We start from the raw sequence: 13,749 nt of genomic DNA on the forward strand, positions 1-13,749 counted from the left end.
CAAGTCAGTCATTCTGGGTGCTGTGAGCGCGGCGGCTTGTAGGAATTGGCCGCCAATTGTTCCACGATAATGCAGGGTTGCTCTTTCCACAGTCCTCTTTCGCGGCATACATGCCAAAAATTGCCATTCATTTTCGCCTTGTCGCCGTGGGCCAGGCCGCATCAGCTCTGTCGCAGGTCCTGTTCAAGGCCGTAGCCAAGCTGACGACAATGCTCCCGGAGCGCGGTTCCTACACTAAGATTGGGTTTATGGATTCCTCCCCCTTCGGCTGGCAAACGCCAACACGCAACCCTGCAAGTCGCGAGGCCACAGCTTGACGACCCCTGACACCAAGTCCGCAGCCCTCTCACCGGCACCTATCGGCCAGCGCCTGCGCCGTATCTGGCCGTATTTCAACCAGTCCAAAAGCGCCTGGGCCATTGCCATAGGCGCTACCGTGGTGGCATCTGCCACCGAACCATTGGTCCCTGCCCTGCTGCAGCCTTTGCTGGACAAAGGGTTCCAGAAAGGCGGCATTGACCTTTGGGTGATTCCGGTGTCCTTGTTGCTGCTGTTCGGTGTGCGTGGTTTTGCCGGCTTTGTCGCGCAGATTGCGCTGGCCAAGGTGACCAACCTGGGTTTGCTCGAACTGCGCAAGGCTATGTTCAGGAAACTGCTGACCGCACGCCTGGGTCTTTTTTCCAGCCAATCGGCCAGCGCACTCGCCAATACCGTGGTGTATGAAGTGCAAAACGGTTCCGCCATGCTGGTCAATTCGGTGATGGGCTTGACGCGGGACAGTTTGACCCTGCTGGCTTTGTCCAGCTACCTGCTTTACCTGAACTGGAAATTGACCTTGATTGTCGCGTTGCTGATTCCGGCGGTGGCCTGGGTCATGCAAGTGCTCTCCAGTCGCCTGTACCGGCTGACGAAAGCCAGCCAGACGGCTACCGATTCGCTGGCCTATGTGGTCGAGGAAAACGTGCTGGCGCATCGCGTCATCCGCTTGCATGCGGCGCAAGCCGAGCAGGCGCAGCGCTTTTCGCTCTTGAGTGATGCCTTGCGGCGTCTGTCGATGAAGTCGACAGCAGCATCGGCGGCCATGACTCCGACTACACAAATGCTGGCGGCCGTGGCGCTATCTGCCGTGATTTCGGTTGCCCTGATGCAAAGTGCCACCGACGGTACCTCCGTGGGTTCTTTCGTGGCTTTTGTGACCGCGATGTTGATGCTGGTTGCGCCGATCAAACACCTGTCGGAAGTCGCCAGCCCGATCACCCGGGGACTGGCCGCGCTGGAGCGTGGGCTGGACCTGATGGAAAAAACACCAGATGAACTGGGCGGAAGTTTTTCCAAGCCCAGGGCGGAAGGGCACATCCGTTTCATCAACGCCTACGTGGCCTACAACAATGAAGCCGCGCCAGCCCTGGACGACCTGACCCTGAGCATCACGCCCGGCGAAACCGTGGCGCTGGTGGGCGCGTCAGGCGCCGGCAAAACCACGCTGGTGAATCTGTTGCCGCGTTTTATAGAACCCACGTCCGGAACCGTAGAACTCGATGGCCATGACCTGCGCGAGTGGCAGATGGATGCCTTGCGCCAGCAGTTTGCGTTGGTCAGCCAACATGTGGTGATGCTCAACGACACGGTGGCCGCCAATGTGGCGCTGGGCATGCCCATGGACCGGGACAAAGTCGTGGCGTGTTTACAGGCTGCCAATCTGGCGCGTTTTATCGCCGACCTGCCCCAGGGCATAGACACCGTGGTGGGGCACAACGCCACGCAATTGTCCGGCGGCCAGCGCCAGCGCTTGGCGATTGCCCAGGCCCTGTACAAGGATGCGCCGGTGCTGATTCTGGACGAAGCCACCTCGGCGCTGGACACAGAATCCGAACGTGCGGTGCAGGAAGCGCTGCAGCGGCTGATGCACAACCGGACCACGCTGGTCATCGCGCACCGGCTGTCCACCGTTCAGCATGCCAGCCGGATTGTGGTCATGGATGCCGGCCGGATTGTCGAGACTGGCACCCATGCCGAGCTGATTGAACGCGACGGCCCCTACTCTCGCCTGTACAAACTCGGTTTGTACGACTCCGATTTATCGCAAAGCGCCCCAAGTGCGCAGCTCTCATGACCATCTCCATCAGTGGCTTTACCTTTATTCGCAACGGCGTCGAGCTAGGCTTTCCGTTTGAAGCCTCGATCCGCTCCCTGCTTCCGCTGGTCGACGAGTTTGTCGTGGCGGTGGGCCGCGGCAATGACGACACCTTAGCGCGTGTGCTGGCCATTGGCGACCCGAAAATCCGCGTGATCGAAACCATCTGGAACGAACGCATGGCGGACCGTGGGTTTGTCTACGCCCAGCAGAAAATGATTGCGCAATACGCCTGCACGGGTGACTGGGCGTTTTATTTGGAGGGCGACGAGGTGGTCCACGAAGGCGAACTGGCGGCCATCCGCGCCAGCGTGGAGCAACACCATGACAACCCGGCGGTGGAAGCGCTGGTGTTCGATTACCATCACTTTTATGGCTCGGCGCAATGGGTGTCGGTCAGTCCCGGCTGGTACCGCCGCGAGTGCCGCTTGATCCGCAATACCCTGCGTTCCTATGCACCCGACGGCCAATACTGGCTGATCACCACCCAGCACAAGCGCCCGCGCAATCCGCAGGCAGCCCTGGCCAACGCCCACATCTTTCACTATGGCTGGATTCGCCGTAATGAAGACATGCAGAAAAAGCTCGATCAGGTCAGCAAATACTGGGCGGATTCAACAACGATGCAAATCAAGTACAGCCAGTTTGATGCACGGGCACTGCAGGCCTTTACCGGCACCCATCCTCAGGCCGTTCTGGAATGGCTCAAAACAGGGGCCGAACAAGAGCTGCACATCGATCCGGCCTACCAGCCCACGCCCAAGGAAAACAAGTACCACCTGATGCGCAAAATCGAACTGTTGACCGGCCGCGATTTCAGCCGCAAACACTTCAAACTTGTGGCCTGAACCAAGGCCCGGGCAGGCTCAAGCAGGCCTTGCCGCCAGCGACGAGTAATACACGGCTTCCTGCTGTCGCGCGATGTCCTGCCACTGGTAGCGGCTCGCAAAAGTGCGAGCCAGCACACCCAGTCGCTGCTGCAACGCCGTGTCATGGACGACTTGATGGAGCGCGTCCGCCAGAAAGGCCGCATTGCGGGGATCGTCAAGAATCAGCGCATTGCGGCCATGGCTTAACAGGCCCGAGATACCGCAATACCTGGCACTGCTCACCACCACCGGCAAGCCATGTGCCATGGCCTCGAGCACCACCATCGCAAACGTATCCTCCAGCGTCGGGTGCACCAGGCCATCGGCGGCCCGGTAGGCCGGTGTTACGTCCTGCAGCGCACCCAGAAAAAATACACGGGTGCCCACGCCCTCGGCTTCGGCCTGCCGTTTAAACGCCGGTATCTGCGCGGGATGACCCACCACCGCCAGCACCACATCGGCCGGCAGGCTGGGCAGTGCGCGCAGCACGGTGTCCAACCCTTTTTTTCGGTAGTCGTTGCCGACAAACAGCAGGCAGCGACCACTTGGCGGCAAACCAAGTTGCGAGCGGGCTTCACTTTTCTCCACGTCATTGGCCGGATGATCGGGCAAGCTGACGCCTGGCGTGATCACATGGGTCACGGTCCGGGTCTCGGGATAGGTCGCGGCCATCCTGTCACCCAGACTGTCCGAAGTCACCACGACCCGCCGTGTGGGCTCATTTCTGAAACGTGCTCGCTCCAGGCCCAGGTAGGTCAACAAACGTGGGCTGGTCACCACCTTGACCCAGCGCAAAACCCGTTTGAAGCCGGTTCGCCCGTGGAACAGGTTGTATTTCACCGGCAGGACATGCACGGTCTGCACTTGCCCATGCCAGGTGTTTTCATGCGAATGAACGATGTCAAAACCCTGGCGGGTGGCTCGCCAGGTGGCAAAGGCATACCAGAGCTGGTTGAGCCAGCGCGGTTTGCGCAAGGGCATGGACACCTGGTGGTAGGTCACGCCAGGTGCATCATGGCTGATCTGCTGGGCAAACACATGGACCTCATGGCGCAAGGAAAGCTGTTCGACCAGTGCGATGGAATAACGCTCCGCCCCGCCACCGCTGGCCTCAAAAATCCTATTCAAAACAGCAATACGCAGACGGGGCTGTTCCGATAGCGGCGACGTCATGCGTTCTTCCGGTCTTCGTAAGCCGTGGCAATTTTGAGCCAGAAAACCGGCAAGCTGGTGGAGCGCACGACGGGCACTCGCGGCAATTCGAACAAGTTGCCTTGCACCGCGCAACGACCACGGCGTGTGGTTGTGACGGTTTGAAAACCGGCCTGCCGCGCCATCGCCACATGTTGCTCCGCATATTCGCCATAGGGGTAACAAAAGTGCTGGACCGGTGCTGCCAGCAGGCTTTCCAGCGCGGCCTTGTCCTGCGTCATTTCGGCCAAGGCCGTCGCGGCATCACTTTTCAGCAAACGTATGTGGTTTTGGGTATGTGAGCCCACTTCCTGGCCGCCGGCCACCCACAGGCGCAACTGGTCAGCCGTCATGAGCGGCACCTGAGCGATGCCGATGTCGCGGTCCCACTCGTTGGTCTTGCCCAGCAGATTGCTGACCGCATAACAGGTCGAGGAAAACCCGTGGCGCTGCAACACCGGCAGGGCCTGGGTCAGGTTGTTCAGATATCCATCGTCAAACGTGATGCCCACCACCTTGCCACTTTTCTCTCCGCGCAGGTAAGGTAGCAGCGCACTCATGGACAGGCCCTGGTAGCCCAGCAGCTTGAGCCAGGCCATCTGCCGGGCAAACGCGGTCGGCGCCACATACAGACCACGAAACGGTGCGCCCTTGGGCGGCGCTTCGCTGATCTGGTGGTAGACCAGAATCGGAATCGAAGGGGAATGGTGGGCAGCGGTATCTGGCATGCGGGAGCTTCTTATTTCGACGTCTTACAGCAAAACAATATCGTATTGTTCCTGTGCCATCGCCGCTTCGGACTGCAGTGAAATCGGCTTGCCAATGAAGTCGCTCAGTCCGGCCAGGTGCTGGCTTTCTTCGTCGAGAAACAGCTCGATCACCTTGGGCGAGGCGATCACCCGGAATTCCTTGGGATTGAACTGGCGTGCCTCGCGCAGGATTTCGCGCAGGATGTCGTAACCGATGCTGCGTGCGGTCTTGACCACGCCTTTGCCCGTGCAGGCGCTGCAAGGCTCGCACAACTGGTGCGCCAGCGACTCACGGGTCCGTTTGCGTGTCATTTCCAGCAGGCCCAGGGCCGAGAAGCCGTTGACATTGGTTTTGATGCGATCGCGCGCCAACTGCTTCTGGAACTCGGCCAGCACCGCATCACGGTGGTTGTCCTTGATCATGTCAATGAAGTCGACAATCACAATGCCGCCCAGATTGCGCAGGCGCAGTTGCCGCGCAATGGCCTGGGAGGCTTCCAGGTTGGTTTTGAAAATCGTGTCGTCGAAATTGCGGGCGCCGACAAAACCGCCGGTGTTGACATCCACCGTGGTCAGTGCTTCGGTTTGGTCGATGATCAGGTAGCCGCCCGATTTCAACTCCACCCGGCGACCCAGCGCCTTGGCAATTTCCTCGTCGATATTGAAAAGATCAAAAATCGGCCGCTCGCCGCTGTGTAACTGCAGTCTTTGCAAGGTGGCCGGCATGAACTCGGTGGCAAAGGTCTTGAGTTCTTCAAACTGCTCGCGCGAGTCGATGCGTATGCTCTGGGTGTTTTCCAGCACCATGTCGCGCAACACACGTTGCAGCAGACTCAAATCCTGGTGCAAAACCGAGGTGGGCGGCAGGCGCAGCGCCGCGGCCTTGATACGTGCCCAGGTCTTGCGCAAATAAGCGATGTCTTCGCCCAGTTCGGCGTCCGTCGCATCTTCGCCATTGGTCCGCAAAATAAATCCGCCGCCCATGTCGGCGGTCAGGGTCTGCAGGCGCTGGCGCAACTCTTCCCGCTGCGCGGTCGGGATTTTTTGCGAGACGCCGATATGGTTGTCCTGCGGCAAAAAGACCAGCAAGCGACCGGCGATGCTGACTTGTGCGGTCAGCCTGGCGCCTTTGGTCCCTATCGGGTCCTTGAGCACCTGCACCATCATGGCCTGGCCCTCGAACAGCTGTTTCTCTATCGGCTGCGCTGCGGGGGCCACCCCCTGGCTGGTGCCATCGGCATCGGCGTGGCGGCTGTTGATGCTGCTCATCAAGTCGGCCACATGCAAAAAAGCCGCCCGGTCCAGGCCAATATCGATAAACGCCGATTGCATGCCGGGCAGGACCCGTACCACCTTGCCGAGGTAGACGTTGCCGACCAGGCCGCGCTCCAGGGTACGTTCGACGTGTAATTCCTGCACCGCGCCGTATTCGACCACGGCCACACGGGTTTCCTGGGGCGACCAGTTGATCAGGATGTCTTGTTGCATGATGGGGTCTCGGGGAAAACTATATTTTCAGGCCTGCGGCTTTGAGCAGCAGTGCTGTTTCATGCAGCGGCAAACCCATGATGCCCGAATAACTTCCGCTGATGTGGCTGATGTGCATGGCCACCCTGCCCTGCACCGCATACGCGCCGGCCTTGCCCATGGGTTCACCGGAAGCCACATAGGCGCGGATCTGCGGCTTGCTCATGGACGCAAAAGTCACCCGCGACACACTCAGGGCCTGCAGGCGCTTGCGCCCGTGCTGCACCGCCACGGCGGTCAGGACGCGGTGTGTCGTGCCAGCCAGTTCGCCCAGCATACGTATGGCGTCGCTGTCATCGTCCGGCTTGCCGTAGATGCGACGTGCCAGCGCAACCGTAGTGTCCGAACACAGCACAGGCGCTGGCGGCAAACCGCGCCGCTTCAAGCGAGCCACGGCGGCGTCCAGTTTGAGTTGCGTCACGCGCTGCACATAAGCCGTGGGCGCCTCGCCAGGAAAAACTGCTTCCAGCGCCTCGCTGTCCTCGTCGGCGTCCGGCAGCAGCAACTGGCAGGACACCCCGAGCTGCTCAAGCAATTGCCGACGCCGCGGGCTTTGGGATGCCAGGTAAATAAAGTCGGTCATGTTTCAGGTCACGAGGCGGGCCGCATCCCCGGTTCAGCCCAGCCAGGGCCGCGGGACCGGCTTTGCCGGACCGCAGGCGCAGCGGCCCCCTCGGGGGGCAGGACGCTACACGCAGTGAGCAACCGTGGGGGCATCATTCCCTGTGATAGGGATGGTTGACCGTGATGCTCCAGGCCCGGTAGAGCTGCTCGATCAGCAGCACACGCACCATGGCATGTGGCAGGGTCAGGTCGGACAGGCGCAGGCGTTCGTGGGCGGCCTGTTTGAAGGCTGGGTCCAGGCCGTCCGGGCCGCCGATAACGATAGCGACATCGTCGCCTTCGCGCTGCCAGGCTTTGAGCTTGTCAGACAAGGCCACGGTGGTCACGGCCGTGCCGCGTTCGTCCAGGGCCACAATGCGTGTGCCCCGGGGAATCACGGCCTCAATGCGTTGGCGCTCTGCTGCCAGCAGCGTGTCCAGCGTCTTGGAGGCGCGCGGCTCGGTCTTGACGGCCTTGATCTCTACCCGTAATTCGGGCGGAAAACGCTTGGCGTAGTCGTCGTAAGCGGTTTGCGCCCAATCGGGCACTTTTTGGCCGACGGCGACAATCGTCAGCCTCATTTGCTCCGGGTCGTGGTTTTCTTGGCAGCCGGTTTTTTCACGGCTGTTTTAGCCGCGGTCTTGGCAGCGGTTTTCTTCGCCGCTACTTTTTTGGCAACTGGGATTTTGACAATCGGTGTTTTCGCTACGGCTTTTTTAGCAGCGGGTTTGGCTGCTGCTCGGACGGGTTTGGCCGCAGGATCTGCAGCCGGTTCGGCGGCGTTACGTTTGGCGGTCCAGTCGTTGGTTTTGCCAACCCGGCCGACATAGGTACCGTCGTCGGTACGGGCGGCTTTTTTCGCAGCGGGTTTGGCGGCCTCTTTGGTTGGTTTGGCGGCGGTTTTGGCGCCAGCACGTGTGCGGGGCGCCGGCTTGGCTTCTGCCTCCGCATCAGGCTTGGAGGCCTTGACCAGCGGCGCTGGCGCGCCCAGCTTGAGTTTGACGGGCTTGTCGCCCCACAACTCTTCCAGGTGGTAATACTGGCGAATCACGGGTTGCATGATGTGTGCCACGGCCGCGCCGCAATCCACGATGATCCATTCGCCGTTTTCTTCACCTTCGATACGCGGCTTGGCAAAACCGGCATCACGCACGGCATCGCGCACGCTGGCTGCCAGCGCCTTGGTTTGCCGGTTGGAGGTGCCCGACGCGATGATCACACGCTCAAACAGCGAGGTGATGTGTTCCGTGTCAAACACCTGGATGTCCTGCGCCTTCACATCTTCCAGGCCATCAATAATGGCTCGCTGCAGTTTCTGGACGTCTTTTTTTGCAGCGGTGCTGGCGGTGTTGGCGGAGGTGGAGGTCATGCAGTGGTTTGCTTCAAAAAATGAAAATAACGGGAATTAGATCGAAATATAGAGCTTATGGCGCTCAATATAACGCGCAACCGGCTCAGTAACCAAGTGGATCAGGTTTTGCGGGCTGGCCTCGCCTGAACTTAGTTGCCGCCGTATCTCGGTGGCGCTGACCGGCATCAGGGGTAATTGCAGGGTTAAAACTGCATGCCTGGCCTGGATTTCGGGGTCGAAACCGGCATCAGTCCTTGCGGGATCTGCGCGGTTTGCTATACAAATTATAGCTATTTCCAGAATGTCCTGCCAACGGTGCCATGTTTTCAAGGCTGCGAACTGGTCAGTGCCAATGATCAGGTAGAGCTGGACACCTGGATTTTCGGCCTGCAACGCCTCCAGCGTGTCGATGGTGAAGCTGGGGCCGGCACGGTTTAATTCACGCTCATCGACCAGCACATGGTCCAGCCCGGCGAAGGCCAGCTGTGCCATGGCCAGCCGGTGTTCGGGCGCGCTGAGCGCCCTGTCCTTGTACCAGGCCTGCCGGGTCGGGACGATGTGCAGGCTATCGAGCTGCAACTGGGCCACGGCCGCCTGGGCCAGCGCCACATGCGCCAGGTGCGGCGGGTCAAAGGAGCCGCCATATACGCCCAAGCGCTTTTGCATGCCTTTGGCGCTGCTTGGGCCCGTGACCGGTGTTGCGGTCAAAGCCAGTCCCGCCGTATCAAGAATTCTCTCTGCAGGCGCTCTTCGGCCGAACCGGCTTCCACCGGGCGCTGGTAAGACCAGCTCACCAGCGGCGGCATCGACATCAGGATGGACTCGGTGCGACCGCCCGACTGCAGGCCGAAGTGGGTACCACGGTCCCAGACCAGGTTGAACTCCACATAACGGCCGCGGCGGTGCAGCTGGAAGTCACGTTCGCGCTCGCCATAAACGATGTTCTGGCGGCGCTCCACCAGTGGCAGGTAGGCCGGCAAGAAGGCATTGCCGACCGACTGCATCATGGCAAAGCTGTTATCGAAACCCTGCTCCTGGAAGTCGTCAAAAAAGATGCCGCCTATGCCGCGCTGCTCGTTCCGGTGTTTCAGGTAGAAATACTCGTCACACCAGGTCTTGAAGCGCGGGTATTTGTCCTCGCCAAAAGGTGCCAGTGCATCACGGCAATTGCGATGGAAATGCTGCGCGTCTTCTTCAAAGCCGTAATAAGGCGTCAAATCCATGCCACCGCCAAACCAGCAGACCGTTGGGCTCGATGCGGGGGTGGCGGCCAACATGCGCACATTCATGTGCACCGTCGGCACATAAGGGTTGCGCGGATGAAACACCAGCGACACCCCCATGGCTTCAAACGGCGCACCGGTCAGTTCGGGCCGGTGCTGCGTCGCTGACGGCGGCAGTTTGGGTCCGCGCACATGCGAAAAGCCGCAACCGGCACGTTCGAACAGCCGGCCCTGCTCCAGGATGGTGGTGATGCCGTTACCCTGCAGGGATTCCCCGGCCGCCTTTTGCCAAGGGTCGGCGACAAAGGCCTGGCCGTCCAGCGCGGCGATGGTGCTGGTGACTTGTTCCTGCAAACCCAACAGGTAGTGGCGAACACCAGAAATGTCTTGAATCGTCATGAAGTGATGATGGTATCGGCTGGGGCCACGCCGGGCCTATTTGGTCCGCCGTGTCGCCCCTTACGCCAAGTGGTTGGCCGCAGGCAAGCCATCAGGACTTGAGCGCCCGAAAGCCGATGTCCTTGCGGTACTGCGCACCGTCAAACTGGATGGTGCGTGCCACGTCGTAGGCCTGATGTTGCGCCTCCCGGACCGAATTGGCCAGCGTCGTGACACACAACACGCGCCCGCCCGAGGTCAACACGCTGTCTTTGGTACTGCCCGTAACCGTGCCGGCGTGGAACACCACGGTGTCTTCCGGCTCGGTCGGATTCACTGGCGGCAGGCCGGTGATCAGATCGCCCTTGCGCGGTTGCAGCGGGTAACCGTGTGCGGCCATGACAACACCCAGCGCCACGCGACGATCCCACTCCAGCTCGACCTGGTCCAGCTTGCCCGAAGTCGCCGCCATCATGACCTCGTACAGGTCCGACTTGAGCCGCATCATGATGGGCTGGGTTTCCGGGTCGCCCATGCGGCAGTTGAATTCCAGGGTTTTGACCTTGCCGTCGGCATCAATCATCAACCCGGCGTACAGAAAGCCGGTGAAAGGAATGCCATCTTTTTCCATGCCCTTGATGGTCGGCATGATGATTTCGCGCATGGCCCGGGCGTGCACCGTGGGGGTCACGATGGGGGCCGGCGAATACGCACCCATGCCGCCGGTGTTGGGGCCCTGGTCGCCGTCCAGCAGGCGTTTGTGGTCCTGGCTGGTGGCCAGGGCGGTGACGTTTTTGCCATCGCAGAGCACGATGAAGCTGGCTTCTTCGCCCTGCAGGAACTCCTCGATCACCACCCGCGCGCCGCCGGCGTTGTGTTTGACGCCCAGCGGGTTGAAGTCCGGGTCTGGTGTCAGCATGAATTCGATCGCCTCATGCGCTTCGTGCAGCGTCATGGCCACCACCACACCCTTGCCGGCCGCCAGGCCGTCGGCCTTGACCACAATCGGTGCTCCTTTTTCATCGACATAAGCATGCGCCGCCGCCGCGTCGGTGAAGGTTTCGTACTCGGCCGTCGGAATGCCGTGGCGCTTCATGAAAGCCTTGGAAAAGGCCTTGGAGCTTTCCAGTTGCGCCGCGGCCTTGGTCGGGCCAAACACCCGCAGGCCGTGCGCGCGGAACTCGTCGACGATGCCGGCGGCCAGCGGCTGCTCGGGCCCCACCACCGTCAACGCTATCTTTTCAGTAGCCGCCCATTCACGCAGCGCCTTCACATCCGTGATATTTATATTCTCAAGCCGGGCATCGAGCGCGGTTCCCCCGTTGCCGGGTGCGACATACACGGCCTGCACCTTGGGGGACTGCGCGAGCTTCCAGGCCAGCGCATGTTCACGGCCACCGCCGCCGACCACTAAAACCTTCATGTGAAAACTTTCATTGTTGGACTCTTATTCTGAAATGGCAGCGTTGTGGAAGACGTCCTGGGTATCGTCCAGGTCTTCCAGCACATCCAGCAGGCGTTGCATCTTCTGGGCATCGTCGCCTGTCAGCTCAATCGTGTTGTCGGCGCGCATGGTCACGCCGGCTATTTCAGGCACCAGGCCGGCTGCTTCCAGGGCATTTTTGACGGTTTCAAAGGCGGTGTAAGGCGTCAATACCTCGATCGCGCCGTCTTCGTCGGTGATCACATCGTCAGCGCCGGCTTCCAGCGCCACTTCCATGATTTTGTCTTCGCTGGTGCCAGGCGCAAAAATCAGCTGGCCGCAATGTTTGAACTGGAAAGCCACCGAGCCTTCCGTGCCCATGTTGCCGCCGTGTTTGGAAAAGGCGTGGCGCACTTCGGCCACGGTACGCACGCGGTTGTCCGTCATGCAGTCCACGATGATGGCGGCGCCGCCTATGCCGTAACCTTCGTAACGAACTTCTTCGTATTGCACGCCTTCCAGGCTGCCGGTGGCTTTGGCGATGCCGTATTTGACGTTTTCATTCGGCATGTTGGCCGCTTTGGCCTTGTCCACGGCCAGGCGCAGGCGCGGGTTGGTGCCCAGGTCGCCGCCGCCCATGCGGGCCGCCACCATGATCTCGCGCATCACACGGGTCCAGATGCGCTGGCGCTTCTCGTCCTGGCGACCCTTGCGGTGCTGAATATTCGCCCATTTACTGTGACCAGCCACGGAAATCCTTTGGAATTGATTTAATCTACAAGCAGCATTTTACTTTTTCATCCCAGGACATTGCCATGGCCGAGCCTTTACTGATTGCCAAGAACGCTTCCACCCATTGTGAACTTCTTCCCGGCCTGGCCAATCGCCACGGCCTGATCACAGGCGCCACCGGCACCGGCAAGACGGTGACCCTGCAAACCCTGGCTGAAAATTTCTCGAAAATCGGCGTGCCGGTCTTCATGGCCGACGTCAAGGGCGATTTGAGCGGCATCAGCCAGGCCGGCAGCATCGGCGACAAGATGGCCGCCATCCTGAAAGAACGCGGCATTGAGCCCCCTGCACCGCGCGCCTGCCCGACCCAGCTCTGGGACGTGTTTGGCGAGCAGGGCCACCCGGTGCGCGCCACCGTCTCCGACATGGGGCCGCTGCTGCTGGGCCGCATGCTCAACCTCAACGACACCCAGGCTGGCGTGATCAACCTGGTGTTCAAGATTGCCGACGACAACGGCTTGCTGCTGCTGGACCTGCCGGACCTGCGCGCCATGCTGCAGTATGTGGGCGACAACGCCAGCACCTTCACCACCAAATACGGCAACATCAGCGCCGCCAGTGTGGGCGCCATCCAGCGTGGCCTGATGCAGATCGAAAGCCAGGGCGGCGACAAGTTTTTTGGCGAGCCCATGCTCAATATCAGCGACTTCATGCAGACCGACGGCAACGGCCAGGGGGTGGTCAACATCCTGGCCGCCGACAAACTGATGAATTCGCCGCGCCTTTACGCCACTTTTTTGCTCTGGATGTTGTCCGAGTTGTTCGAGCAACTGCCCGAAATCGGCGACCCGGATCAACCCAAGCTGGTGTTTTTCTTCGACGAAGCCCATTTGCTCTTCAACGAAGCGCCCAAGGTGTTGATTGAACGTATCGAGCTGGTGGTGCGCCTGGTGCGGTCCAAGGGCGTAGGCGTGTATTTCGTGACGCAAAACCCGCTGGACATTCCCGACTCGGTGCTGGCCCAGCTTGGCAACCGGGTGCAACACGCCCTGCGCGCCTTCACGCCGCGCGACCAGAAAGCCGTCAAGGCCACGGCCCAGACCATGCGGCAAAAACCCGGGCTGGACATGGAGACCGCCATCACCGAACTGGCCGTCGGTGAGGCGCTCGTCAGTTTTCTCGACAGCAAGGGTCGGCCCAGTGTCACCGAACGCGTTTACGTGCTGCCGCCCGGCAGCCAGATCGGTCCGATCACGCCGCAGCAACGCCAGGCGCTGGTCGCTGGTTCGCTGGTGGCCGGCGTCTACGAAAAGGCCGTGGACCGTGAATCCGCCTACGAGGTGCTGACGGCCCGCACCGCCACCGCCCAGGCCGAAACGGCCAAAGCCACGGAAGACTCAGGCGGACTGATGGGCAGCCTGAACGAGGTGTTGTTCGGCTCCAAGGGTCCACGCGGCGGCCAGCGTGACGGCATGGTCCAGTCGGTCCTGAAGTCGGAAGCCCGGCTGCTGGCACGCCAGGTGTTGCGCGGCGCCCTGGGCAGCATCTTCGGCAGTAAAAAAAGGTAGG

At 60.8% G+C, this 13,749-nt stretch carries 13 protein-coding genes; 3 read left to right on the plus strand and 10 right to left on the minus strand.

Annotated elements, in window-relative coordinates:
* Window positions 1–313: 313 nt before the first annotated feature.
* Together msbA and R6254_RS03315 are read left to right on the plus strand one after the other, a co-directional pair.
* A complete protein-coding gene (gene msbA / locus R6254_RS03310) occupies window positions 314–2,113 on the plus strand; it encodes a lipid A export permease/ATP-binding protein MsbA (RefSeq protein ID WP_318404405.1) in 1,800 nt (599 codons plus the stop codon).
* The gene (locus R6254_RS03315) at window positions 2,110–2,982 is read left to right on the plus strand and encodes a glycosyltransferase family protein (RefSeq protein WP_318404406.1); all 873 of its coding nucleotides are present in this window, start codon (window positions 2,110–2,112) and stop codon (window positions 2,980–2,982) included. Before msbA ends, R6254_RS03315 begins: the two co-directional genes overlap by 4 nt.
* 18 nt (window positions 2,983–3,000) lie before the next feature.
* Here the strand turns inward: R6254_RS03315 and R6254_RS03320 are convergent, their stop codons facing one another.
* The 10 genes from R6254_RS03320 to R6254_RS03365 form a co-directional block, all read right to left on the minus strand.
* On the minus strand, window positions 3,001–4,176 hold the full coding sequence (locus tag R6254_RS03320; RefSeq protein WP_318404407.1) for a glycosyltransferase family 4 protein: 1,176 nt from the start codon (window positions 4,174–4,176) through the stop codon (window positions 3,001–3,003).
* Window positions 4,173–4,922: a polysaccharide deacetylase family protein gene (locus R6254_RS03325; RefSeq protein ID WP_318404409.1), complete on the minus strand. Its 750-nt coding sequence runs from the start codon at window positions 4,920–4,922 to the stop codon at window positions 4,173–4,175. The genes R6254_RS03320 and R6254_RS03325 overlap by 4 nt, the downstream gene beginning before the upstream one ends.
* A gap of 24 nt (window positions 4,923–4,946) precedes the next feature.
* Entirely contained in the window at window positions 4,947–6,431 is a 1,485-nt protein-coding gene (gene rng / locus R6254_RS03330) for a ribonuclease G (RefSeq protein WP_318404411.1), read from the minus strand.
* Between the two features lie 19 nt (window positions 6,432–6,450).
* Window positions 6,451–7,053 carry a Maf family protein gene (locus R6254_RS03335; protein WP_318404412.1) on the minus strand — a complete coding sequence of 201 codons (603 nt, stop codon included), beginning with the start codon at window positions 7,051–7,053 and terminating at the stop codon, window positions 6,451–6,453.
* A 133-nt stretch (window positions 7,054–7,186) separates the two neighbouring features.
* Window positions 7,187–7,654 (minus strand): 23S rRNA (pseudouridine(1915)-N(3))-methyltransferase RlmH, encoded by a 468-nt coding sequence (gene rlmH / locus R6254_RS03340; protein WP_318404414.1) that lies wholly within the window; start codon window positions 7,652–7,654, stop codon window positions 7,187–7,189.
* The gene (gene rsfS / locus R6254_RS03345) at window positions 7,651–8,442 is read right to left on the minus strand and encodes a ribosome silencing factor (RefSeq protein ID WP_318404415.1); all 792 of its coding nucleotides are present in this window, start codon (window positions 8,440–8,442) and stop codon (window positions 7,651–7,653) included. Before rsfS ends, rlmH begins: the two co-directional genes overlap by 4 nt.
* A 36-nt stretch (window positions 8,443–8,478) precedes the next feature.
* Window positions 8,479–9,090 carry a nicotinate (nicotinamide) nucleotide adenylyltransferase gene (gene nadD / locus R6254_RS03350; protein WP_318404416.1) on the minus strand — a complete coding sequence of 204 codons (612 nt, stop codon included), beginning with the start codon at window positions 9,088–9,090 and terminating at the stop codon, window positions 8,479–8,481.
* Window positions 9,091–9,128: 38 nt separating this feature from the next.
* Window positions 9,129–10,046 carry an oxygen-dependent coproporphyrinogen oxidase gene (gene hemF / locus R6254_RS03355; protein ID WP_318404418.1) on the minus strand — a complete coding sequence of 306 codons (918 nt, stop codon included), beginning with the start codon at window positions 10,044–10,046 and terminating at the stop codon, window positions 9,129–9,131.
* 91 nt (window positions 10,047–10,137) lie between these two features.
* The gene (purD, locus tag R6254_RS03360) at window positions 10,138–11,448 is read right to left on the minus strand and encodes a phosphoribosylamine--glycine ligase (protein WP_318404419.1); all 1,311 of its coding nucleotides are present in this window, start codon (window positions 11,446–11,448) and stop codon (window positions 10,138–10,140) included.
* Between the two features lie 24 nt (window positions 11,449–11,472).
* Window positions 11,473–12,198 carry a YebC/PmpR family DNA-binding transcriptional regulator gene (locus R6254_RS03365; RefSeq protein WP_318404420.1) on the minus strand — a complete coding sequence of 242 codons (726 nt, stop codon included), beginning with the start codon at window positions 12,196–12,198 and terminating at the stop codon, window positions 11,473–11,475.
* 65 nt (window positions 12,199–12,263) lie between these two features.
* Between R6254_RS03365 and R6254_RS03370 the strand changes: the two genes are divergently transcribed.
* A complete protein-coding gene (locus R6254_RS03370; RefSeq protein WP_318404422.1) occupies window positions 12,264–13,748 on the plus strand; it encodes a helicase HerA-like domain-containing protein in 1,485 nt (494 codons plus the stop codon).
* The last annotated feature ends 1 nt before the right edge of the window (window position 13,749 follow it).

Origin of the sequence: Polaromonas potterensis, from assembly GCF_033446725.1 — a bacterium.
In the GTDB taxonomy this organism is placed as follows: Bacteria; Pseudomonadota; Gammaproteobacteria; order Burkholderiales; family Burkholderiaceae_C; genus Polaromonas.

What these genes read in the sequence shown, in the direction of transcription:
- R6254_RS03315 (WP_318404406.1), top strand. Translation starts at nt 2,110, where the DNA reads ATGACCATCTCCATCAGTGGCTTTACCTTTATTCGCAACGGCGTCGAG.
- R6254_RS03320 (WP_318404407.1), bottom strand. Translation starts at nt 4,176, where the DNA reads ATGACGTCGCCGCTATCGGAACAGCCCCGTCTGCGTATTGCTGTTTTG.
- R6254_RS03325 (WP_318404409.1), bottom strand. Translation starts at nt 4,922, where the DNA reads ATGCCAGATACCGCTGCCCACCATTCCCCTTCGATTCCGATTCTGGTC.
- rng (WP_318404411.1), bottom strand. Translation starts at nt 6,431, where the DNA reads ATGCAACAAGACATCCTGATCAACTGGTCGCCCCAGGAAACCCGTGTG.
- R6254_RS03335 (WP_318404412.1), bottom strand. Translation starts at nt 7,053, where the DNA reads ATGACCGACTTTATTTACCTGGCATCCCAAAGCCCGCGGCGTCGGCAA.
- rlmH (WP_318404414.1), bottom strand. Translation starts at nt 7,654, where the DNA reads ATGAGGCTGACGATTGTCGCCGTCGGCCAAAAAGTGCCCGATTGGGCG.
- rsfS (WP_318404415.1), bottom strand. Translation starts at nt 8,442, where the DNA reads ATGACCTCCACCTCCGCCAACACCGCCAGCACCGCTGCAAAAAAAGAC.
- nadD (WP_318404416.1), bottom strand. Translation starts at nt 9,090, where the DNA reads ATGCAAAAGCGCTTGGGCGTATATGGCGGCTCCTTTGACCCGCCGCAC.
- hemF (WP_318404418.1), bottom strand. Translation starts at nt 10,046, where the DNA reads ATGACGATTCAAGACATTTCTGGTGTTCGCCACTACCTGTTGGGTTTG.
- purD (WP_318404419.1), bottom strand. Translation starts at nt 11,448, where the DNA reads ATGAAGGTTTTAGTGGTCGGCGGCGGTGGCCGTGAACATGCGCTGGCC.
- R6254_RS03370 (WP_318404422.1), top strand. Translation starts at nt 12,264, where the DNA reads ATGGCCGAGCCTTTACTGATTGCCAAGAACGCTTCCACCCATTGTGAA.